This is a genomic window from Sphingomonas sp. AC522 (assembly GCF_979258125.1).
This window is the reverse complement of sequence record NZ_OZ409836.1, coordinates 656,564-677,738: the sequence shown is the minus strand read 5'-3', so window position 1 is coordinate 677,738 and position 21,175 is coordinate 656,564. Positions and strand designations below refer to the sequence as shown.

Genomic DNA, 21,175 nt, shown 5'->3' with positions numbered 1-21,175 from the left:
GATTTGGGCGTCAACAGCGATCGAGGCAATGCAAATGGGCGAGCGCCCCGAAAATACCCAGCCGCCGGCCTATCTGACGCCGAGCCCGCCGGTACCCCAGCCCGAGGCTACCGAGCCGATCAGCGACCCTCTTGATCCGACGCGCTATGGCGATTGGGAACGCAAGGGCGTCGCGGTCGACTTCTAGTCCGCAAGCATGGCCGCGAGCTTGCCCACCGTATTCCAATTGCGCGCGGTGGCGATGGCCGGGAATTTCGCTTTCTTCATTGCGCCGAGCAGCTTGGATTCGCGCATGCCGATCTGGCTGCGATAATCCGAATAGAGCTCGCGGCCGGATGCGTGGAGCAGTTCGGGGCCATCATGGAGCGCAGCGAGCCGCTCCAGCGCCTCGGGCGGAAACGCGTCGCGGTGGAAGGTGACCAGCACATGGCTTGGATGATCGAGCGCAGCCTCGGGATAGGGATTGGCGGCGATCACGGCGTTCATCTCGGCAAGGTCGCGGACCATGACGTCGGTCTTGAGTCCGTGTGTTAATAGCGCAGCTTCGAGCTCGCGCTCGATTTCGGGGCCATCCTCGGCGGCGTCGAATACGACATTGCCCGATGCGAGCAGCGTTTCGACACGAGTGTAGCCCAGGCCTTCAGTAACTGCCTTGAGATCAGCGGAGAGCAACGTACGCGCGCCGAGATTGACGCCGCGGAGCAGCGCCGCCCAGCGCCTCATACTGCCTCGGCACGCAGGGGTCGGCTGAGCAAAGCTTCGATCACCGAGGCGACCGGGGCGCCGTCGAGAAGTGCGTTGACGGCCTCGCAGACCGGCATGTCCACGCCTGCCTCCGCGGCAGCTTCGCGGAGGACCGGCGCCGTGAAGGCGCCCTCCGCCACGGTCTTGCGGTCACTCAACAATTCGGCGGCGCTGCGGCCCTGGCCTAGCCCGAGCCCGAGCGAGAAATTGCGCGAGCTGGTCGAGGAGCAGGTGAGCACCAAGTCGCCGAGGCCCGACAGGCCGGTAAGCGTCTCCGCCTGGGCACCGCGGGCGAGCCCGAAGCGCGTCATTTCGGCAAAGCCGCGCGCGATCAGCGCGGCGCGAGCATTCTGCCCGAGCCCCGCGCCCTCGACCACGCCACAGGCGATGGCGAGCACATTCTTGACCGCGCCGCCGATCTCGGCGCCGACAACGTCTGCCGAGGCATAGGTGCGGAAGGCTGGGCCTGCGAGCCGCTCGGCGAGGCGCGCGCCCAAGGCTTCGTCTTCGCACGCGAGGGTAACCGCGGTCGGCAGACCCTTGGCGACTTCATGGGCAAAGGTCGGACCGGAGAGCACTGCAATCGGCGCGTCGGGCGCGACTTGGTGCGCGACTTCGCCGACCAGAAGCCGCGTTCCGGCCTCGATGCCCTTGGCGCAGAGCACCAGCGGCGTGTTGCCGACCGCCATGCCCGACAGGACCGCGCGGACATGCTGCGCGGGCGCAACGACGAGCAGCGCGTCCATATCCCCAAGGTCGGCAGGATCCCAAGTCGCACGAATGGCTTCCGAGAGCGGCACCCCGGCGAGGAAGACGCGGTTCTCGTGCGCAGCATTGATGCTTTCGACCACTTCGCTTTCGCGCGCCCAGAGCGTCACGGGTCCACCCCGCGCTGAGACCTGCGCCAAAGCGGTGCCCCATGCCCCGCCGCCGATAACACCGATCTTCATGCCTTCACTCCCGCGCCACGCACCTTTTCCGCATCCGGATCGAGCGGCCAGCGCGGGCGGGCCGGGAAATCGAGCGGATCGGTGAGACCTGCGGCGAAGCGTTCGGCCCCCGCCCAGGCGATCATTGCCGCGTTGTCGGTGCAGAGCCAGAGCGGCGGCGCGATGAAGCGCAGGTCATGTTTAGCGGCCAGCGACTCGAGCGCCGCGCGTACCGCCTTGTTGGCAGCGACTCCGCCGGCCACGACCAGTGCCTTCACTTGCACCTTGCCGAGCGCGATGCGCGTGCGGTCGACCAGGCAATCGATCACCGCCTGCTGGAACGAGGCGGCCATGTCCGCGACAGGATAGAGCGTTGCCTTGCGCGCAACATCGCTCTTGAGGCCGGCAAAGGAGAAATGCGGCTCGGCACTGCCGACCAGCGGGCGTGGGAGCGGCACTCCCCTTGGGTCGCCCCTCAGCGCGGCTTGCTCGACTGCGGGGCCACCCGGAAAGCCCAGGCCGAGCAGCTTGGCAGTCTTGTCGAACGCTTCGCCAGCTGCATCGTCGATCGTGGTGGCCAGCCGGCGGTACCGCCCTGGACCTTCGACCAGCAGCAACTGGCAATGCCCACCCGAGACGAGCAGCAGCAGATAGGGAAATTCGAGGCTTGGATCGCTGAGCCGCGGCGAGAGGGCATGGCCTTCCAGATGATTGACCGCGACCAGCGGCTTGCCCGCGGCTAGCGCCAGTGCCTTGCCCGTCACCAGCCCCACCATGACACCGCCGATCAGCCCCGGCCCGGCAGTGGCGGCAATGGCGTCGACATCGCCGAGCGACACGCCCGCCTCGGCCAGCGCGGCCTCAACCAGCGGCCCCAGCATCTCGACATGCGCGCGCGCCGCGATCTCGGGGACGACGCCGCCATAAGGCCGGTGCGCCTCTTCCTGTCCGGCAAGCTTGTGCGCCAGGATCTGCCGGTCGCCAGTCACCAGGGCGGCAGCCGTCTCGTCGCAACTCGATTCAAGGCCGAGGATGAGCATTGCATCCATCTAGGCTGCGAGCGCATTAGCGCAAGCATGACAGCTTTCCGCATCGGTACGCGCGGCTCGCCGCTGGCTCTGACCCAGGCGCATCTGGTGCGCGATGCGCTCGCGGCGGCGCATGCGTTGGGCCATGACGCGTTCGAGATCGTCCCGATCAAGACCACGGGCGACCGCGTGCAGGACCGTCCGCTGGCAGAGATCGGCGGCAAAGCGCTGTGGACCAAGGAGCTCGACCGCGCATTGCTGGCGGGCGAAATCGATTGCGCAGTGCATTCGATGAAGGATGTCGAGACGGTCCGCCCGGACATGATCGCGATTGCGGCATTGCTGCCGCGCGCCGACGTGCAGGACCGTATCGTCGGGGCCGATTCGGTGGCGGCGCTGCCAGCTGGCGCCGTTATCGGCACCAGCTCGCCCCGGCGCGCTGCGCAGATGCGACGGCTGCGCGCCGACCTGAAGATCGTCATGTTCCGCGGCAATGTCGACACGCGGCTGGCGCGACTCGCTGCGGGCGAAGCCCACGCGACTTTGCTCGCGGCCGCGGGGCTAGAGCGGCTCGGGCGCCATGACGTCGGCCATGCGATCCCGACCAATGTTATCCTCCCCGCCCCGGCGCAGGGCGCGATCGGAATCGAAGTCCGTGCCGAGGATGCGCAGGCACGCGACATACTGGCCGCGATCGACCATCCCGAAACGCATCGCTGCATCCTTGCCGAGCGTGCGTTGCTGGCGGCGCTCAAGGCCGATTGCCACTCGCCGGTCGCGGCCCTCGCCGTGATCGAAGGCGCGATTCTGACGCTGACCGCCGAACTGTTCTCTGAAGACGGCGCCGAGCATGTCCATGGCCAGATCGAAGGCGCACCGCTTGATTTGGCGCTTCCCGCGGCGCTGGCGCGTGATTTGCTCGATCGCGCGCCCGAGGCAGTGCGGCGGCTGTTCGAGGGATGAGCCGCCCCATCGCGGTGCTGCGGCCCGAGCCGGGCAACCGCGTGACTGCCGCGGCGATCGAGGCCGCAGGGCGCGTCGCGATCCGGCTGCCGCTGTTCGCGGCGATGCCGGTGGCGTGGCGGGCGCCCGATCCAGCCGATTTCGACGCGCTGATCCTGACCAGTGCCAACGCCGTGCGCCATGGCGGGGCCAATCTCCAGCGCTTCATTGGCCTGCCAGTACATGCAGTGGGTAACGTGACCGGCGAGGCGGCGCGGCGATTCGGCTTCGATGTGGTGACCAATGGCGATTCGGGCGCGACGGACCTGCTCGCGCGGGCCGAGGCCGGCGGGGTACGCCGCGCGCTGCATCTGGCGGGGCGCGAACGAACCTTCGCGCCAAGCCCGATCATCGCCCGGGTCGTCACCGTTTATGCCAGCGAGCCGCTGCCGATCACGCCTGAGGTCGCGGCGCGGCTGACGGGGTCGGTTGTGCTCGTCCAATCCGCACGCGCCGCCCAGCGACTGGTGGAGATTGCGCGCAACCGTGGGATTGCTCTCGTCGCAGTCAGCCAAGCGGTTGCCGAGGCGGCGGGCAGCGGCTGGGAGCGCGTGGTCGTGCCTGACACCCCCTCGACGGAAGCGATGATCGACATGGCTTTGGCGCTCGCCGATTGACCCGGCAGGCAGGCGAGGCGATTAAGGCCCAATGAGCGACGAGCCCTTCGCGCCGGAGCCCCCGCGCCGCAATCTGCTTCAAGGCACCAGTCTGATCGGCGGGATCGCCTTTCTAGGCGGCATCGCAGTCGCGCTGGGCGCAGTGCAATTGGGCGGCGGCTTCAATCGAGCGCCTCCTGTAACCGCCCCGCTGGCATCGCCCGCCGCGCGGCCGGCCCAGCAGCCATCGATCCCCACTCTGCCGCCGGGCACGGATATCGCGACGCTCAATGCCCGCGAGGCGGCGCTCGCCGGCAAGCTCGACCTGCTCGAGTTGCGCATCCGCGATGTCGATGGCAGCGCCCGCGCCGCGTCGTCTTATGCGACCCAGGCCGAGCGGCTGATGATTGCCTCCGCCGTTCGCCGCGCCGTCGAGCGCGGCCAGCCGCTGGGTTCGCTCGAGAACCAGCTTCGCGCGCGCTTCGGCGAGCGGCAGGGCGATGCGGTTGCCGCGATCGTCCAGGTCGCGGCGCAACCGGTGACGCTCGAAGATCTGCGCCTCGCGCTGGAAACGATTGCGCCGCGGCTGGCGAGTGCGCCGGACGACAGCCTGTGGGCACGCGCGCGCCGCATATTGAGCGACATGATCGTGGTGCGCAGCGCCGGTTCACCAAGCCCGCGCCCGAGCGACCGGCTTGCACGCGCGCGCCGCGCGCTCGATGCCGGCGATGTCGAAGCCGCGCTTGCCGAAATCGCGCACATGCCCGGCGCCGCCAATGCCGAGAGCTGGACCGGCGCCGCCAAGCGCTATGTCTCGGCCCGGCGCGCACTCACCGAAATCGAAAGCGCTGCGGTGGAATCTCCCGTCGCGGCCCCGGCCACCGCCGGCTAAGAGAGGAAGAAAAATGGCAGAGATGGGCCGGTTCGACTGGCAGGACCCGTTCGCGCTCGACGCGCAGCTTACCGACGAAGAACGGATGGTTCGCGATGCGGCGCGCGATTACGCGCAGGGTGAGCTGCTGCCGCGCGTGACGCGGGCGTTTCTCGACGAGGATTTCGATCGCGAGATCATGCGCGAAATGGGCGGGCTCGGCCTGCTCGGCGCGACGATCCCCGAGGAATATGGCGGGGCTGGCCTTGGTTATGTCGCCTATGGGCTGGTCGCGCGCGAGGTCGAGCGCGTCGATTCGGGATATCGCTCGGCGATGAGCGTTCAGTCGAGCCTCGTGATGCATCCGATCAATGCCTATGGGACCGAGGAGCAGAAGCGAAAATATCTTCCCAAGCTGGCGAGCGGGGAATGGGTTGGCTGTTTCGGGCTGACAGAGCCCGATGCAGGCTCCGATCCCGGGGGCATGCGGACGCGAGCAGAAAAAACCGCGGACGGATACCGGCTGACCGGATCCAAGATGTGGATCACCAATTCGCCGATCGCCGACGTGTTCGTCGTCTGGGCGAAAAGCGAGGCCCATGGCGGCGGGATCAAGGGCTTCGTGCTCGAAAAGGGCATGGCCGGACTTTCGGCGCCCAAGATTGAAGGCAAATTGAGCCTGCGCGCCAGCATCACCGGCGAAATCGTCATGGACGGCGTCGAAGTCGGCGAGGACGCACTGCTTCCCGACGTGCAGGGGCTCAAAGGGCCGTTCGGCTGCCTCAACCGTGCGCGTTATGGCATCGCATGGGGCACGATGGGTGCGGCAGAAGCCTGCATGCATGCGGCGCGGCAATATACGCTCGACCGCGCGCAGTTTGGCCGGCCGCTTGCTGCGACGCAGCTGGTGCAGCTCAAGCTCGCCAATATGGAAACCGAGATCGCGCTGGGGCTGCAGGCGGCGCTCCGCTGCGGCCGGATGTTCGATGATGGCACGCTCTCGCCCGAGGCGATCAGTATCATCAAGCGCAATAATTGCGGCAAGGCTCTGGATATCGCGCGCATCGCCCGCGACATGCATGGCGGCAACGGCATTTCCGCCGAATTCCATGTGATGCGCCACGCGATCAACCTTGAGACGGTCAACACCTATGAGGGCACGCACGACGTTCATGCGCTGATCCTGGGCCGCGCGATCACTGGGATCGCCGCGTTCTGATGGACCTCCAGCCGAGGCTTGAAGGCGAACTGGTCACGATCCGGCCGACCCTCCGCAAGGATTGGGACGATCTGTTCGCAATCGCCAGCGATCCGCTGATCTGGGAAGTCCATCCGGCAAAGGATCGCTGGCAGGAAAGCGTGTTCGCCAAATATTTCGAGGATGCGCTGGCGAGCGGCGGTGGAGTGACGATCCTGGACAGGGCAAGCGGGCGCATCATCGGCGCGAGCCGCTATGCCTTTCCCGACGCCGTGCGCGACGAAGTGGAGATCGGCTGGACCTTCATTGCGCGCGAATATTGGGGCGGGGCCTATAATCGCGAGATCAAGCGGCTGATGCTCGATCACATCCATCGCTTTGTCAGCGGTGCGGTGTTCGTGGTCGGACAAAACAATATCCGCTCGCGCAAGGCGATGGAGAAGATCGGCGGGGTGCTTCAAGAGGGCCGCATCGAGCGCGGCGACGGGACGCTGCTGCACGACCATGTCTATTATGTAATCCGCCGGTCATGAAGCCGCTCGCGGGGATCAAGGTCGTCGAGCTGGCGCGGATCCTTGCCGGGCCGTGGTGCGGGCAATTGCTGGCCGATCTCGGCGCAGAGGTGACCAAGATCGAACGGCCGGGAGAAGGCGACGATACCCGGCATTGGGGACCGCCCTTCATGCATTCGCCTGAGGGCGAAAACCTCGACGCAGCCTATTTCCACGCCTGCAACCGGGGCAAGACCGGGCGGGCGATTGATATCGCTTGCGTCCAGGGCCAGGCCGAGGCGCGGGCGCTGATCGCCGAAGCCGATGTCGTGATCGAGAATTACAAGGTCGGCGGGCTGGTCAAATACGGCCTCGATCCCGCGAGCCTGATCGCCGCTCATCCGCGGCTGGTGGTCTGCTCGATCACCGGTTTTGGCCAGGACGGGCCTTATGCGGCCCGCGCCGGATACGACTTCATCATCCAGGGCATGGGCGGCGCGATGTCGCTGACCGGCGAGCCCGACGGCGCTCCACAGAAATCAGGCGTCGCCTATGCCGACATCTTCACGGGCGTCTATTCGGCGGTCGCGATCCTCGCCGCGCTGCGCCGCCGCGACGAGAGCGGCAAAGGCGCGCATATCGACATGGCCTTGCTCGATACCCAGGTGGGGGTGTTGGCTAACCAGGCGCTTAACTGGATGGCGAACCCCGCCAAGGTGCCGAGCCGGATGGGCAACGGCCACGCCAATCTCGTGCCCTATCAGGCGTTCGCGACCTGTGACGGCGATTTGATCGTCGCGGTCGGCAACGATTCGCAGTTCCGCAAACTGTGCGGCGTGCTCGGGCTCGATCTGGCGGCTGACGAACGCTTCGCAACCAATCCGGCGCGGGTGACCAATCGAACGGCGCTGATCCCCTTGCTTGCTGCCAGCATCGCTGCGTGGCGCAAGGCCGATCTCTACGAAGCGATGGAGCGCGCCGGGGTGCCCGCGGGGCCGATCAACACTGTCGCCGATGTGTTCGCCGATCCCCAAGTGATCGCGCGCGGCATGCAGATCGTGCGCGAAGGTGTGCCGGGACTGGCCAGCCCGATCGTGATCGATGGCGAGCGGATGGTCTCGGAGCGGACAAGCCCTAAGCGAGGCGCCTGATCAATTCCTGCGCGGCTGCTGGCGCGCGGACCTTGCCGCCATGGATGAAGAAGATGAAGGTCTCGCGCGGCTGGGCCGGTGGCGCTTCGTCAGCGACATAGGGGAGCCCTTCGGGCTGCCCGCCGTCCGCCCAGGTCCGGGCAGCCTGGGTCCAGCGCGGAAAGTCGGCTTCGGGATAGCAAAGCGGGTTGTCATCCTCGCCCGCCTCTAGCCGGGCATAGACGAAGTCGCCGGTTATGTCGGCGATCGCCGGATATTGCGGCGAGTCGGCATAGACGAGCGCGACCCCGGCCTTGCGGCACATCTCGACGAATTCGGGGACTCCGAAACTCTCATGCCGTACCTGGATGGCGTGGCGCAGCGCGATGCCGTCCTGGCTCCGCGGCAACAGATCGAGGAACGCCTGGAAATCCACCGCGTCGAACTTCTTGGTCGCCATGAATTGCCAGAAGATCGGCCCCAGCTTGTCACCCAACGCTGTGATCCCCTGGCTGACGAATCGCTGCACCGATTCGCCGGCTTCGGCGAGCACCTTGCGATTGGTGCAGAAGCGCGATCCCTTGACCGTAAAGACAAAGCCGTCCGGGGCGGTGCTCGCCCAATTCTCGAAGGTCTGGGGCTTGAAGCTCGAATAATACGTGCCGTTGACTTCGATCGCGCTCAGCTGGCGTGAGGCATATTCGAGCTCTTTTTTCTGGCTCAGGCCAGGCGGATAGAAAGCGCCTCCGCGCCAGGGCTCGAAGGTCCAGCCGCCGATTCCGATTCGTATGGGTGCCTGGGTCATGCCCAGCACCCTAGCCGCGAATCAGCGGACGCGCGACCAGGTCTGCGATTTGCAGACCATGCCGAACAGCAGGCAGCCCTTGCCAACCATCGTATCGCCGCCGGCGAAGTTGAGCGTGCCCGAGAAGGTCTGGCGAATGTCGGGCACGAAGACCTTGCCGCGGAACACGCCGTCGCTGACCGGCTGCAGGTCGCGGAAAAGGCGCGTGCCGATCAAATTCTGGGTGCCGCCGCGCCGCGCATCGGCGATCGCCTTGGGGCTCGCCCAAGTCACGGTGCCGCAAAGCTGCGCGCCGCAGCGATCGATGCGGACATGGACGCTGTTGCCCGGGTTGCGCCACTCGGTGGAGATTAGGGTGTTATTGGCTTGGGCCGTGACGGGGAGGAAAGGGAGCGAAGCCAGTGCGGCCGGGAGCATTTTGATCATCAGGGACTTCATGACGGGGTCTCTACGAGGAGCGGATGAACGCAACCCGAATGTGGGGGTGGGGCGTGACGCGGCAAGGTCGGTGGAGGAAACGCTGGGTTTCGCTAGCGCCGCGGCAAAGCCGCGTCGTCGGTCCTCGCAAGGGCGAGGCGGCCGTGCTCCGCTGATCACGATTTAGCGCAGCTAAATCGCTGCGGAAGCTGGAGCGGGCGAAGGGATTCGAACCCTCGACCCCGACCTTGGCAAGGTCGTGCTCTACCCCTGAGCTACGCCCGCTCTGGCGTCTGCCCGGCGGAACCGGGCGGGTGAGGCGCGGCCACTAGCAGCGGCCTGCAAGCAGTGCAACCCCCTTGGCCACACTCCCTAAGTGCTTGGCGAAAATGCTTGGCGGGTGCGCGCCGAACCCCCACATAGGCCCCGAACCCGTGACTGCTGGAGCGCCACATGGCCACGCTTGGAATGACGCCTGCCGACAAGGAAGCCGTGGACGGTTTCCGCCGCGACGTCGTCGAGCCTTCGATGACTTCGCTGATGATTCTCGATTTTTGGGCCGATTGGTGCGGGCCATGCAAGCAGCTGACCCCGGTGCTCGAGAAGGTCTCTGAGGAATATGCCTCCAAAGGCGTCAAGCTCGCCAAGATCGATGTCGACGCTAACAAGTTCATCGCCGCGCAATTCCAGGTCCGCTCGATCCCGACGGTCTATGCGATGTTCCAGGGGCAGCTCGTTGCCGATCTCTCTTCGGCACGGACCGAGACGCAGCTGCGCACGATGCTCGACCAGATCCTGCGCCAGCTTCCTGTGGATAGCGAAGACGCCGCACAGGAAGCCGAGCTTGAACCGCTGATCGCCATGGCCGAGCAGGTGCTGGCCGAAGGCGATGCCGAGCGCGCGCTTTCGGTGTTCGACCAGATCGCCGAGATGGCGCCGGGCCATCCCGCGATCACCGCGGGCCGCGCCCGCGCGCTGCTGGCGCTCGGCCGCACCGGCGAGGCCGAGCTTGCGCTTGCCGATCTGCCCGACGAAGTTGCCAAATCACCCGAGGTCGAGCGCGCCCGCGCCGCAGTCAGCCTCGCGGTCGAAGCTGCGCCGGTCGAGGATCTGTCGGGGCTCGCCGCCCAGGCCGCAACGGGGGACATGGATGCGCGCTACGAACTCGCCGGCGGCCAGATGGCGGCAGGCGACCGCGATGCCGCCGCAAGCACCCTGCTGGCGATGATCGCCGACGACAAGGAATGGAACGAAGGCGCCGCCCGCGCGCGCCTGCTCAAGCTGTTCGAAGCCGTCGGTCTTGAGGATCCCTGGGTCTCGGCGCAGCGGCGCAAGCTTTCGGCGATCCTGTTCGGGTGACCAAGACCCGCCTCTCGATCTTCCCATTGAGCGGGGCGCTGCTGTTCCCGCGGATGCACTTGCCGCTCCACATCTTCGAGCCGCGATACCGCTCTATGGTGACCGACAGCCTGGCGCGCGACCGGCGCATCGGGATGATCCAGCCGCGCGAGCATGGTGAGTCGCCGGCTTTGTTCGGCATGGGCTGTGTCGGGCGGATCGCCGAGGTCGAGGCGCTTGACGATGGGCGTTTCGACATCGTGCTCGAGGGGCTGGCCCGCTTCACGATCCTGCGCGAGCTCGACGTCACTACGCCGTTCCGTCAGGTTGAGGCCGAGCTGGAGCCGGCGGGGGAGGGCCAGATCCTCGCCTCGATCAGCCGCGCCAGTCTTGAAATCGAATCGCGCAAGTTTGCGGACGGCCTGGGCTATGCCGTCGATTGGGAGGCGGTGACCCGGCTCGACGACGAATCGCTGGTCAACGGCATCGCCCAGATCGCACCGTTCGATCCCGCTTCGAAACAGGCGCTGCTGGAGGCCGATACGCTCAGCGATCGCGCCGAATTGATCGTCCAGCTGATGCAATTCTACGGGCGGCATGGTGAGGATGGGGGACTCTGCAGTGAGCCCGCCGCGGCTCCGCCTCCTCGCCGCGGCGCTGGCGGTGGCCGAGTTGCTGGCGGCGCTGCTCGCGGCATTCTTCGCGGTGATGAGCGTGATGATGTTCGATGCGCCTGGATCGGAGCAGAACCAGACGTTGTGGCTCGCCTTTTTCAGCGCCTGGGCGCTGCCGCCGGCGCTGCTCGTCGGCGCGGGCTTCGAGATCGCAGCGGCGATTCGCTATACGCGGCGGAAGCTGCTGCTCGGCCTGATCATTCCGGCCGTGCCGCTCGGACTGCTCCTCGCGGCGATGCTGGCACTGGGCTAGCGCTGAAAGGCGCCGGTGAAACCGTCACCCAGGATCATATCCGCTCGCCCTGCAGCAACTTGGGCACATCGCCGCTTTCACCGCGCGCTTCTGCCATGAACCAGTCCTTGAGCGGCGGCAGCTTGTCGACGGCGGACAGCCCGAGCCGGCGGACGGCCGCGGCGGTCTTGCCGGGAATGCCGAACAGACGCGTCAGCCCGTCGGTGGCGGCGGCGACCATCAAGGTGTCGAGCCCGCGCCAGCGCTGATAGCGCGCGAGCAATTGCGGATCGCCGAGATCGAGCCCCAGGCGCTTACCGTCGACCAGCACCTCGACCAAAGTCGCGACGTCGCGGAACCCGACATTGACTCCCTGGCCCGCGATCGGATGGATGCCATGCGCCGCGTCGCCGACCAGCGCCAGCCGGTCAGAGGTGATCCAGGCGGCATGGTGAAAGCCGAGCGGGTGGCTGAAGCGCTGCGAGAGCGGGCCTAGCTTACCGAGGAACCCGCCCATGCGCTTCTCCGCCTCGGCGAGATAGGCCCGATCCGAGATCTTGTTCATTCCCGCCGCGTCGCGGGCATTGACGGTCCAGACGACCGCCGAGCGATGGCCGTTCTCGTCGTCGAGCAAGGGCAGGATCGCGAAGGGCCCTTCGGGATAGAAAATCTCGAAGGCGATATTCTCGTGGGACCGCTCATGGCCGAGCGTCGCGACCATTGCCGCGTGATCATAGCTCCAGCGCGCTGTCTTGAGCCCGGCGGCCTCGCGCGTCGGCGAATTGCGGCCTTCGGCGGCGATCAGCAGCGGCGCGGAGACGGTCGCGCCCGAATCGAGCAGTGCCGTCACTCCGAATTCGCCGCGATCGACCGATAGCGTGCGCGTGCGCATCCGCAGATCGACTCCAGGCGCAGCGGCAGCAGCTTCGAGCAAGACAGTGCGAAGCATTCGATTCTCGAACATATGCCCAAGCGGCCCATCGCCTGCTGCCGGCACGAAATCGAGCTTGCCGGGGGCGAGTCCATCGCTGACACGGATGCCCTGGATCGGGCAGCCCTTGCCCGCCAGGCGATCGGCGACCCCGATCGCCTCGAACATCCGCATCGGCGCGCTGGCGATCGCCGAGGCGCGGCCATCGAACCCGGCGGCGGTGATCGCCGCGGCATCGGCAGGATCCACAACGATAGACGTGAGGCCATGCGCATCGAGCGCGACGGCCAGCGCACTGCCGACCAGCCCGCCACCGAGGATGAGAACGTCCGCGCGTGTTGGTGCCTGGGCCATGGCCCGCGATTAGCACGTTCTGCGCCGGGGACCAGCGGTACAAAACAAGTCCGCCTTGACGCGGGAGTCCGCAAGCGCGATGATTCCCGGGCACCCCTGAAAACTGGAGGCTGGGCGAATGGCGTCCCGGGCACAAAAGTCGCTGTTGCGCGACACGATGAAGGCTGGCGCACGCCGGAGCATGGAATTGATAGGCGGGACGTTGCTGTTCGTCGCCGTAATTGCGGCGGTGCTGGCGCTCGTCACCTATCATTCGCAGGATCCGTCGCTGAACACTGCGTCGGGCGGGCCGACGCTCAACCTGCTCGGACCGCTGGGTGCATGGATCGCGGATGCCCTGCTCGCGACCTTCGGCCTGCCGGTAATCCTGCTCGCTCCCGTCGGATTGATCGTCACCAACCGGCTGTGGCTGGGGCGCCCTGTCGGAGATTGGCTGCGGATGCTGCGCGGCGCCTTGCTCGGCACGCTGCTGGCGGCGAGCGCCGCGGCGTTCTTCTCAAGCGATGCAGTGCTTGCGCTTCCCGGCGGCTGGGGCGGCGTCGCGGGGCTGAGCGTCGCAGGTCTGTTCAATTTCCTGATCGGCTTTGCCGGCGAGCCGAGCCTGACCTGGTGGGCGGGTCGCAGCCTTGGCGTCATCTTCGGACTGCTGGGACTGTGGATCTGGTGGCAGCGGCTCGATTTCACGCTTCCCGAACGCGGCTTCAGCCTGCCGCAACTGCGCATCGGCGCGGACAAGAAACTGGCGCTGGCGGCGCCCGAACCCGAGCGGGAACGGGAGCGCGACCGCCCCCAGACGATCTCCGAACCGCGCAAGGTGGTCGTCCCCGATACGCGCCCCGGGCCGGTCATCGCCGATCGCGGCGTCATGCCCGCCCCTGCCAGGGCCAAGCCGCCTACCCAGACCAGCATGGATTTCAAGGACAGCTGGAAGCTGCCTGGACTCGATCTGCTCAAGGCTGGCGTGATCGGCAGGAACACGATCGACAAGGCCGCGCTGGAGCGCAACGCGCGGTTGCTCGAAAGCGTGCTCGACGATTTCAACGTCAAGGGACAGATTGTCGAGGTCCGGCCCGGACCCGTCGTGACGATGTACGAACTGGAGCCGGCGAGCGGCATCAAGGCGAGCCGGGTGATCCAGCTAGCCGACGATATCGCGCGTAACATGTCTGCGATCTCCGCCCGCGTCGCGACCATCCCCGGGCGTAGCGTGATCGGCATCGAATTGCCCAACGCAGTCCGCGAATCGGTCAATCTCCACGAACTGATCGGCAGCCAGAGCTTCGAGGATCAGGGCGCGAGCCTGCCGCTGGTGCTCGGTAAGAACATCGCCGGTGATCCGGTGATCGCCGATCTCGCACCGATGCCGCATCTGCTCGTCGCCGGCACCACCGGGTCGGGCAAGTCGGTCGGGCTCAACTGCATGATCCTGTCCCTGCTCTATCGGATGACGCCCGAGCAGTGCCGGATGATCATGATCGATCCCAAGATGCTTGAGCTGAGCATGTACAAGGACATCCCGCATCTGCTCGCCGACGTGGTGACCGAGCCGCAAAAGGCGGTCCGCGCGCTCAAATGGGCAGTCGAGCAGATGGAGGACCGCTACCGGATGATGGCCTCGGCCAATGTCCGCAGCCTTGCCAGCTTCAACGACAAGGTCCGCCAGGCCAAGGCCAAGGGGCAGAAGCTCGGCCGCAAGGTCCAGACCGGCTGGGATGCCGACACCGGCAAGCCGATCTATGAGGAAGAGACGCTCGACCTGCAGCCGCTGCCGCAGATCGTGGTGGTGGTAGACGAGCTTGCCGATCTGATGATGACCGCGGGCAAGGAAGTCGAATTCCTGATCCAGCGCCTCGCGCAGAAAGCGCGGGCGGCGGGCATTCACTTGATCATGGCGACGCAGCGCCCTTCGGTCGACGTCATCACCGGCGTGATCAAGGCCAATCTGCCGACCCGGATCAGCTTCCATGTCACATCGAAGATCGATTCGCGCACGATTCTGGGCGAGCAGGGCGCTGAGCAGCTGCTCGGCAAGGGCGACATGCTCTACATGCCCGGCGGCAAGCAGTTGGCGCGCGTTCACGGACCGTTCGTCAGCGACGACGAAGTCATGGCAGTCGCCGATTTCTGGCGCTCGCAGGGCGAACCCGATTACATCACTGCGGTCACCGAAGAGCCTGAGGATGGCGGCTTCAGCCTCGACGGCGCGCCCGAAGGCGACGATTCGCCCGAGGAACAGCTCTATCGCCGCGCCGTGCAATTGGTCGCCGAAAGCCAGAAGGCGTCGACCTCGTGGCTCCAGCGCCAGCTCCGCGTCGGCTATAATTCGGCGGCGCGGCTGATCGAGCGGATGGAACGCGAGGGGCTCGTCTCGCGCCCCGACCATGTCGGCCGCCGCGAAGTGCTGATGGACACCGAGGGGCGCGCGGTGTGAGGATCGAACCGTCCTCAAAGGGGTTCAGGGCCTATTCAAGCCGCCGCGGCTAGCGGCCTCCCAAGCTTTTTGGAGAATATTCGTGTTTGCACGACCCCTCGCCTTCAGCCTGGCGCTTGCCGCCCCGGTGCTGGTCTCGGCCGCCGAGCCCGAAATGACGCAGGTCCAGCAGCATCTGCAGGGCGTATCGAGCATGACTGCGGCGTTTGCCCAGACCGACCGCAACGGCCGCACGCTGACCGGGACGATGACGCTCAAGCGGCCCGGCAAGATCCGCTTCCAATATCAGAAGGGCGTGCCGCAGCTGATCGTCGCGGACGGCAAGAGCCTCTATTTCATCGATTATCAGGTCCGCCAGGTCGATCGCTGGCCGATCGGCAATTCGCCGCTGGCGGTTTTGCTCGACCCCAAGCGGGACATCGCCAAATTCGCCAAGCTGAAGCCGACCGGCGATCCGCGCGTCATCTCGATCGAAGTGCATGACAAGGCGCATCCTGAATATGGCCGGATCACGATGATCTTTCAGAAGAGCGCGGCAGCACCTTCGGGGCTGATGCTTCAGGGTTGGGTCGCGCTCGATTCGCAGAACAATCGCACCACGATCCGCCTTTCGAACCAGCGCTTCAATACAGCCGTCGCGGACGGTGAATTCCGCTGGAACGACCCGCGTCCCAAGGGGCCCAAATCGCGCTGACATGCGACGAACTGCGAGTGATTCTTAAGTCCGTTCATGTTGGCGACAGGTTGCCGACCCTAAAAAGAGGGTGCGGATGTGGAGCTTGAACCGGGATTTTCCCCCTGTTGCCCGGACACTCACCACATCCTGCCTGCGTGACGAACGCTAGGTCGGCCCTCGCTCCATTGCCCCCGGAGCGGGGGCCTTTCCGTATCGGGCTTACCCCCTTACATCGCAGGCGATGAAGATCGCCTCCTGGAACATCAATTCGGTCCGCTTCCGCATCGAGATCGTCGAGCAATTCCTCCGCGAGGAAGCACCCGATATCCTATGTCTCCAGGAAACCAAGGTGATCGACGGGGACTTCCCTGAAAAGCCGTTTCGCACACTCGGCTATGATCACATCATCAAGCACGGTCAGAAGATGCACCATGGGGTGGCGATCCTGTCCCGCATCCCCGTAGTGGAGGATGACCGCTTCGACTGGCAGGCAAATCGCGAGGCGCGGCATGTCGGGGTGCGGCTGCCCAATGGGGTGCGGCTGGAGAATGTCTATGTGCCTGCGGGTGGCGACGAGCCGAACCGCGAGGTAAATCCGAAGTTCGGGCAGAAGCTCGATTTCCTCGAACGGATGATCGATTGGGCGGCCAACCTGAAAGTGCCGACGATCCTGACCGGGGATTTCAACGTGGCGCCGCTCGAATGCGACGTCTGGAGCCACAAGCAATTGCTGAACGTGGTCAGCCATACCCCGATCGAAGTCGAGACGCTCGGTCGGCTGCAGGCGGCGCATGAGTGGGTCGATCTCGGGCGGCGCTTCATTCCCGCGCCGGAGCGTTGCTTCACGTGGTGGAGCTACCGTTCGAAGGACTGGACCGCCAATGATCGCGGGCGGCGGCTCGATCACATGTGGGCGAGCCGCGAAGTTGCCGACAAGGCGGTCAGTCACAAAGTGTGCGAGCCGTGCCGGAGCTGGCTCAAGCCCTCGGACCATGTCCCACTCGTCACCGAGTTCGCCTTTTGAGCGATCCGCGCGCCGTGGCTCGCGCAGTCGATGCGCTGCGGCGGGGGTGGCCGATAGCGATCGGCGAACTGGCATTGCTCGCCGTCGAGACCGCAGATGCCGAGCGGCTGCGCGCTTTCGACCCGGAGCAGAAGGCGCCTTTGCTGTTTTCCGCCGGGCGTGCGGCGACGCTCAAGCTCGCCAATCAGGCCGAGGCCGCCAGTCCCGACGGGCCCGTGCTGATCGAGCGCGTGCCCTGGCTCGATTTCGACACCGCCACTGCGCTGGCCGATCCGCAGCTCGATCTCGCCACGCCGCTCAAGGGACCGTTCCGCGCGATCGCTATCGAGCACCCCCAGCTCGCCGCGGCGGCATTGCGGCTGGCGCGCATCGCAGGGCTGCTTCCGGCATTCTTCGTCCGCGCGGCGGGGGCCGAGGAGCGGATCACGCCCGCGGATATCGAAGCGCATGAGGATGCCGACCGGCTGCGCATTGTCGCGCGCGCGCATCTGCCGGTAGCAGGTGCCGAAGACACCGAGATTGTGGCGTTCCGCACCGACGAGATGCCGGGCGAGCATGTCGCGCTGCTGATCGGCGCGCCCAACGGCCGGCTGCCGCTGGTGCGCCTGCACAGCGAATGCCTGACCGGCGACGTGCTCGGCAGTCTGAAGTGCGATTGCGGGCCGCAACTGCACGCAGCCATCCGCGAGATCGAAGCGGCGGGCTGGGGAATCCTGCTCTATCTGCGCCAGGAAGGGCGCGGAATCGGGTTGATCAACAAGCTTCGCGCCTACGCGCTGCAGGACCAGGGCTTCGATACGGTCGACGCCAATGTGCGGCTGGGCTTCGCTGTCGATTCGCGCAACTTCGCGGTCGCCGCGCGGATGCTGACCCTACTCGGCCAGCGCAAGATCCGATTGCTCACTAACAATCCCGACAAGGTCGCCGCGCTAGAAACCGCCGGAGTGAAGGTGGCCGAGCGCGTCGCGCACCATCTGCCCCCCAATCCGCACAACGAACGCTACCTCGCCACCAAGCGCGACCGCACCGGGCACCAGCTCTAGGCGATCAGCCGGGCGACCTCGTCGAAATCGTGCGCGATATGTTGGACGCCGAGAGCGCGCAGACGATCGGCGTGGCCGATGCCGCAATGGCTGCCCGCGCACAGCCCAATCACGGTTGCGCCCGATGCGACCGCGCCGGTCGCGCCGACGGGCGAATCCTCGAGAATCACGCAGCGCTCGATGGGCACGCCCAGTCGGGCCGCGGCGAAGAGATAGAGATCGGGCTCGGGCTTGCCGCGCTCGACATGCTCGGCGCCCGAATAGACATGGCTGCGAAATGCCCCGGTCAGGTCGAGATGCTCGAGGTGGCGGTGGAGCCAGCGCGTCGAGCTCGATGAGACCACTGCGCGGGGCAGGTCTGCAGGCAGGCTCCGGACGAACGCCACCGCACCGGCGACTTCGCCAATGCCTTCAGCCATTACGCGATCGTCCTCGGCGAGCCGCTCGCGATCCCAATGATCGGGCAAGGGCCCGCCGATCCAGGCTTCAAGGCGGCGGCGGAACTCGGTGCCGTTATAGCCCATGAAATTGGCCATGCTCTGCTCGGTCGTGGTCGGATGGCCGGCCGCGGTCAGGAACTCGGCGATCTGCTTGTTTCCGGCATATTCGCTTTCGATCAGCACCCCATCGAAATCGAAAAGGATTGCATCGAACTTCATACACGCCCCCCGAACAAGGCGGTGCCGACGCGGACATGCGTCGCGCCAATCGTCACTGCGGTTTCGAAATCGCCGGACATGCCCATGCTGAGGCCTTCGAGACCGGAATCGCGGGCGATCTTCGCGAGCAACGCGAAATAAGGGGCGGCATCCACGTCCGCCGGCGGGATGCACATCAGCCCGGCGAGCGGCAGGCCGGCATCTCGCGCCTGCGCAAGAAGCTCCGGGAGCGCGTCGATCGCGCAGCCGCCCTTCTGCTCTTCCGAGCCAATATTGACCTGGATGAAGCAAGCGGGGCGCTTGCCGATCTTGTCCATTGCCCGAGCCAGTGCAGCGACCAGCGACGGCCGGTCGACCGCGTGGATCGCGTGGAACAGGGCGACGGCGTCCTCGGCCTTGTTCGATTGGAGCTGGCCTATCAGGTGAAGCTCGATGTCCGGCGTTGCCTCGCGGAGCGCCGGCCATTTGCCCTGGGCTTCCTGCACGCGGTTCTCACCGAAGACGCGCTGCCCGGCCTCGATCAGCGGCCGAATCGCCTCGGCATCGTGCGTCTTGGAGACCGCGACCAGCGTCACTGCGTGGGGCTTGCGGCTGGCGAGGCGCGCGGCGCGGGCGATGCGGTCCTGAACTTGCGCCAGGCGTTCTCGAGCGTCGTCTAAGGGCATGGCGCGCGCTATAGGCAGGCGCATGCGCCGCCGCCACCCCCCGATGCCCAAGCTCTGGCTGATGACCGACGAGCGGATGGGCGACCGGCTATGGATGGCATTGGAGCGCTTGCCGCGGGGGAGCGGCGTGGTGTTCCGCCATTATTCGCTGGGGCGGTCCGAACGCATCGCGCTGTTTCGGAAAGTGGTGACGGTCGCCCGCCGACGCGGATTGCTGGTGCTGCGCGCAGGATCAGATCCGCTGCCGGGCGAAGCTGGCACGCACAATGTTCGGGGCAAGGGCATCAAGAGCTGGGCAGTGCACGATGCGGCACAGGCCGTCAGAGCAATGCGGAAAGGTGCCGATATCGTCTTCGTATCCCCAATGTTCTCTACGGCTTCGCATCCAGGCGCGCGAACGCTGGGACGAGTGCGTGCGGGCCTGCTCGTGCGTGGGCTCAATATGCCCGCGATTGCGCTGGGCGGCATGAATGCCGCGCGCGCGAAAAGCCTCAAAGGGCTGAACTTTCACGGATGGGCGGCGATCGATGCCTGGGCGCACGACTAGGCGCTAGTCCGCGTTAGAAGCGGAAGGCAGTGCCCACATAAACCGCCTGGCTATCGCGGCGATTGTCGGTGCGGCGCGGCAGGCGCTGGTCTTCGCTCTTGTAGCGAACACCTGCAGTCACGGCGAGATTGCGCGTGACCGAATAGGCGCCGCCGAGATCATAGGAATAGCTTGACGGATCGCCAGTCAGCACCGGTGCGCTGGTGACGTTGCGCTCGCTGGTCGCCTGGAGGCGGCCCGAAGCGCGCTTGCCGGTATAGCTCACGCCGATGTCGGCACGCTCGCTGCCACCGGGCTGGGTGACCAGATCGACCTTGGCGACGTCGCCCGAAACGGCAAAGCGCTTCCAGCCCACCGATACGCCGAGATTATAGGCGACGGGCGCCAGGCTGAGCGAGGGCGTGGTCGCCGCGGCGACCTGAGTCGCGCTACCGACATTGCGAGTCGAACGGGCACGAACCGCCACCGTTACGGCGCGGCCGGCGTTACGGCGCGTATCGGACGGGGTGAACCGGAAAGCGCTGTCAGACATGCCCGAGCGCGCGAGGATCGCGGCAAGCTTGGGGTCTGCTGCGGCAGGCGTGAAAGTGTCGATTCCCGCGCGTACCGAGGACGGCGTGCGGGTCGCGATGCCACGATCGGCGCGGCTCTGCGCCTGCAGGCCGGGCGCGACGAGAGCACCGGCGGTGCAGAGCACCCCGATCCCAAGTCCCGTCATCCAGCGTGTCAGACGCATTACCATCCCTTTGTAGCTAGGGGTCCGTACCATGATTCGGAAGCGAGGTTCCACCGCTCGTGCAAATTTACTCGGACTGTTGCATCACACACACAGATTCGCGGCCATTCGTGCCGCCTTGCTACCGCCACAAGCGGCACTATAGATGCTCTGCGACGAACCATCTTGCCTTTAGGAATGTGTCGATGAACCGCCTGTTGCGCGCTGCGATCCTCGGATCGCTTGCTCTTTCGATTTCCGCGTGCGGCGGCAAGGACCGCCCCAAGGCAGATCTCGCCGCAAGCCAGGTGACTACGATCGGCGTCAATTCCTATCTGTGGCGCGCGACGCTGGACACGCTGAGCTTCATGCCGCTGCTCCAGACCGATTCGAACGGCGGCGTGATCGTGACCGATTGGTATGTGAACCCAAATACGCCGAACGAGCGGATGAAGGTGACCGTGACGATCCTCGATCAGGATCTCCGCGCCGATGCCCTGCGCGTGGCAGCGCTTCGCGAGGTCAACACCAGCGGCGCATGGGTCGCGGCTCCGGTGCAGGCAGCGACGGTGCAGAAGCTTGAGGACATCATCCTCACCCGCGCCCGCGACCTTCGCCGCGCGGCGATCGCCAACTAATCACGAGGCGCCGGCGAGCCCGGCGCCCAAGCCCTTA

Annotated in this window: 24 protein-coding genes, 1 tRNA gene and 1 pseudogene; 16 read left to right on the top strand and 10 right to left on the bottom strand. The window is 66.2% G+C overall.

Annotated elements, in window-relative coordinates; genetic code table 11:
• Positions 1 to 34 precede the first annotated feature (34 nt).
• Positions 35 to 187, top strand: a complete 153-nt coding sequence (locus ACZZZM_RS03480; RefSeq protein WP_463593715.1) for a DUF1674 domain-containing protein — start codon at positions 35 to 37, stop codon at positions 185 to 187.
• On the opposite strand, the gene ACZZZM_RS03475 is transcribed toward ACZZZM_RS03480, so the two are convergent.
• The 3 genes from ACZZZM_RS03475 to tsaD are packed head-to-tail and all read right to left on the bottom strand — an operon-like array spanning position 184 to position 2,722.
• A complete protein-coding gene (locus ACZZZM_RS03475; RefSeq protein ID WP_463593714.1) occupies positions 184 to 723 on the bottom strand; it encodes a DUF1697 domain-containing protein in 540 nt (179 codons plus the stop codon). The genes ACZZZM_RS03480 and ACZZZM_RS03475 overlap by 4 nt on opposite strands.
• Positions 720 to 1,694, bottom strand: a complete 975-nt coding sequence (locus ACZZZM_RS03470; RefSeq protein ID WP_463593713.1) for an NAD(P)H-dependent glycerol-3-phosphate dehydrogenase — start codon at positions 1,692 to 1,694, stop codon at positions 720 to 722. The genes ACZZZM_RS03475 and ACZZZM_RS03470 overlap by 4 nt, the downstream gene beginning before the upstream one ends.
• Positions 1,691 to 2,722: a tRNA (adenosine(37)-N6)-threonylcarbamoyltransferase complex transferase subunit TsaD gene (gene tsaD / locus ACZZZM_RS03465; protein ID WP_463593712.1), complete on the bottom strand. Its 1,032-nt coding sequence runs from the start codon at positions 2,720 to 2,722 to the stop codon at positions 1,691 to 1,693. Before tsaD ends, ACZZZM_RS03470 begins: the two co-directional genes overlap by 4 nt.
• A gap of 27 nt (positions 2,723 to 2,749) precedes the next feature.
• On the opposite strand from tsaD, the gene hemC reads away from it, so the two are divergent.
• From hemC to ACZZZM_RS03435, 6 genes are read left to right on the top strand one after another with little or no spacing between them, the layout of a single operon-like run.
• Entirely contained in the window at positions 2,750 to 3,664 is a 915-nt protein-coding gene (gene hemC / locus ACZZZM_RS03460) for a hydroxymethylbilane synthase (protein WP_463593711.1), read from the top strand.
• The gene (locus ACZZZM_RS03455; protein WP_463593710.1) at positions 3,661 to 4,320 is read left to right on the top strand and encodes a uroporphyrinogen-III synthase; all 660 of its coding nucleotides are present in this window, start codon (positions 3,661 to 3,663) and stop codon (positions 4,318 to 4,320) included. Before hemC ends, ACZZZM_RS03455 begins: the two co-directional genes overlap by 4 nt.
• 31 nt (positions 4,321 to 4,351) lie before the next feature.
• The gene (locus tag ACZZZM_RS03450) at positions 4,352 to 5,191 is read left to right on the top strand and encodes a hypothetical protein (RefSeq protein ID WP_463593709.1); all 840 of its coding nucleotides are present in this window, start codon (positions 4,352 to 4,354) and stop codon (positions 5,189 to 5,191) included.
• A gap of 13 nt (positions 5,192 to 5,204) precedes the next feature.
• On the top strand, positions 5,205 to 6,389 hold the full coding sequence (locus ACZZZM_RS03445; protein WP_463593708.1) for an acyl-CoA dehydrogenase: 1,185 nt from the start codon (positions 5,205 to 5,207) through the stop codon (positions 6,387 to 6,389).
• Complete coding sequence (locus ACZZZM_RS03440) at positions 6,389 to 6,901, top strand: GNAT family N-acetyltransferase (protein ID WP_463593707.1); 513 nt, start codon at positions 6,389 to 6,391, stop codon at positions 6,899 to 6,901. Before ACZZZM_RS03445 ends, ACZZZM_RS03440 begins: the two co-directional genes overlap by 1 nt.
• A complete protein-coding gene (locus ACZZZM_RS03435; RefSeq protein ID WP_463593706.1) occupies positions 6,898 to 8,010 on the top strand; it encodes a CaiB/BaiF CoA transferase family protein in 1,113 nt (370 codons plus the stop codon). Before ACZZZM_RS03440 ends, ACZZZM_RS03435 begins: the two co-directional genes overlap by 4 nt.
• Here ACZZZM_RS03435 and ACZZZM_RS03430 read toward each other — a convergent pair.
• From ACZZZM_RS03430 to ACZZZM_RS03420, 3 genes are all read right to left on the bottom strand, one after another.
• A complete protein-coding gene (locus tag ACZZZM_RS03430) occupies positions 7,994 to 8,794 on the bottom strand; it encodes a DUF72 domain-containing protein (protein WP_463593705.1) in 801 nt (266 codons plus the stop codon). The genes ACZZZM_RS03435 and ACZZZM_RS03430 overlap by 17 nt on opposite strands.
• A gap of 21 nt (positions 8,795 to 8,815) precedes the next feature.
• The gene (locus ACZZZM_RS03425; RefSeq protein ID WP_463593704.1) at positions 8,816 to 9,220 is read right to left on the bottom strand and encodes a DUF2147 domain-containing protein; all 405 of its coding nucleotides are present in this window, start codon (positions 9,218 to 9,220) and stop codon (positions 8,816 to 8,818) included.
• A 201-nt stretch (positions 9,221 to 9,421) separates the two neighbouring features.
• A tRNA-Gly gene (locus ACZZZM_RS03420) sits at positions 9,422 to 9,496 on the bottom strand.
• 183 nt (positions 9,497 to 9,679) lie between these two features.
• Between ACZZZM_RS03420 and ACZZZM_RS03415 the strand changes: the two genes are divergently transcribed.
• The 3 genes and pseudogenes from ACZZZM_RS03415 (at position 9,680) to ACZZZM_RS03405 (ending at position 11,476) form a co-directional block, all read left to right on the top strand.
• Entirely contained in the window at positions 9,680 to 10,570 is an 891-nt protein-coding gene (locus ACZZZM_RS03415) for a tetratricopeptide repeat protein (RefSeq protein WP_463596370.1), read from the top strand.
• Positions 10,567 to 11,157 (top strand): annotated as a pseudogene (locus ACZZZM_RS03410) (LON peptidase substrate-binding domain-containing protein); the annotation flags it as partial. The gene ACZZZM_RS03415 and the pseudogene ACZZZM_RS03410, both read left to right, overlap by 4 nt.
• Positions 11,158 to 11,170: 13 nt before the next feature.
• A complete protein-coding gene (locus ACZZZM_RS03405; RefSeq protein ID WP_463596480.1) occupies positions 11,171 to 11,476 on the top strand; it encodes a hypothetical protein in 306 nt (101 codons plus the stop codon).
• Positions 11,477 to 11,510: 34 nt separating this feature from the next.
• Here the strand turns inward: ACZZZM_RS03405 and ACZZZM_RS03400 are convergent, their stop codons facing one another.
• Positions 11,511 to 12,740, bottom strand: a complete 1,230-nt coding sequence (locus tag ACZZZM_RS03400) for a UbiH/UbiF/VisC/COQ6 family ubiquinone biosynthesis hydroxylase (RefSeq protein ID WP_463593703.1) — start codon at positions 12,738 to 12,740, stop codon at positions 11,511 to 11,513.
• Between the two features lie 118 nt (positions 12,741 to 12,858).
• On the opposite strand from ACZZZM_RS03400, the gene ACZZZM_RS03395 reads away from it, so the two are divergent.
• The 4 genes from ACZZZM_RS03395 to ribA all read left to right on the top strand — a co-directional run bounded on the left by ACZZZM_RS03395 (position 12,859) and on the right by ribA (position 17,914).
• On the top strand, positions 12,859 to 15,171 hold the full coding sequence (locus ACZZZM_RS03395) for an FtsK/SpoIIIE family DNA translocase (protein ID WP_463593702.1): 2,313 nt from the start codon (positions 12,859 to 12,861) through the stop codon (positions 15,169 to 15,171).
• An 82-nt stretch (positions 15,172 to 15,253) separates the two neighbouring features.
• Positions 15,254 to 15,865, top strand: a complete 612-nt coding sequence (locus ACZZZM_RS03390) for a LolA family protein (RefSeq protein ID WP_463593701.1) — start codon at positions 15,254 to 15,256, stop codon at positions 15,863 to 15,865.
• A gap of 223 nt (positions 15,866 to 16,088) precedes the next feature.
• Entirely contained in the window at positions 16,089 to 16,871 is a 783-nt protein-coding gene (locus ACZZZM_RS03385; protein WP_463593700.1) for an exodeoxyribonuclease III, read from the top strand.
• Positions 16,868 to 17,914: a GTP cyclohydrolase II gene (ribA, locus tag ACZZZM_RS03380; protein ID WP_463593699.1), complete on the top strand. Its 1,047-nt coding sequence runs from the start codon at positions 16,868 to 16,870 to the stop codon at positions 17,912 to 17,914. The genes ACZZZM_RS03385 and ribA overlap by 4 nt, the downstream gene beginning before the upstream one ends.
• Here ribA and ACZZZM_RS03375 read toward each other — a convergent pair.
• Together ACZZZM_RS03375 and ACZZZM_RS03370 are read right to left on the bottom strand one after the other, a co-directional pair.
• The gene (locus ACZZZM_RS03375; RefSeq protein WP_463593698.1) at positions 17,911 to 18,573 is read right to left on the bottom strand and encodes an HAD family hydrolase; all 663 of its coding nucleotides are present in this window, start codon (positions 18,571 to 18,573) and stop codon (positions 17,911 to 17,913) included. The two genes, ribA and ACZZZM_RS03375, sit on opposite strands and share 4 nt — an antisense overlap.
• The gene (locus ACZZZM_RS03370; RefSeq protein WP_463593697.1) at positions 18,570 to 19,238 is read right to left on the bottom strand and encodes a YggS family pyridoxal phosphate-dependent enzyme; all 669 of its coding nucleotides are present in this window, start codon (positions 19,236 to 19,238) and stop codon (positions 18,570 to 18,572) included. Before ACZZZM_RS03370 ends, ACZZZM_RS03375 begins: the two co-directional genes overlap by 4 nt.
• A gap of 22 nt (positions 19,239 to 19,260) precedes the next feature.
• Between ACZZZM_RS03370 and ACZZZM_RS03365 the strand changes: the two genes are divergently transcribed.
• Positions 19,261 to 19,785, top strand: a complete 525-nt coding sequence (locus ACZZZM_RS03365) for a thiamine phosphate synthase (RefSeq protein WP_463593696.1) — start codon at positions 19,261 to 19,263, stop codon at positions 19,783 to 19,785.
• Positions 19,786 to 19,798: 13 nt separating this feature from the next.
• Here the strand turns inward: ACZZZM_RS03365 and ACZZZM_RS03360 are convergent, their stop codons facing one another.
• Positions 19,799 to 20,521, bottom strand: a complete 723-nt coding sequence (locus tag ACZZZM_RS03360) for a hypothetical protein (RefSeq protein WP_463593695.1) — start codon at positions 20,519 to 20,521, stop codon at positions 19,799 to 19,801.
• Between the two features lie 185 nt (positions 20,522 to 20,706).
• On the opposite strand from ACZZZM_RS03360, the gene ACZZZM_RS03355 reads away from it, so the two are divergent.
• Positions 20,707 to 21,138, top strand: a complete 432-nt coding sequence (locus tag ACZZZM_RS03355) for a DUF3576 domain-containing protein (protein WP_463593694.1) — start codon at positions 20,707 to 20,709, stop codon at positions 21,136 to 21,138.
• Positions 21,139 to 21,175 lie beyond the last annotated feature (37 nt).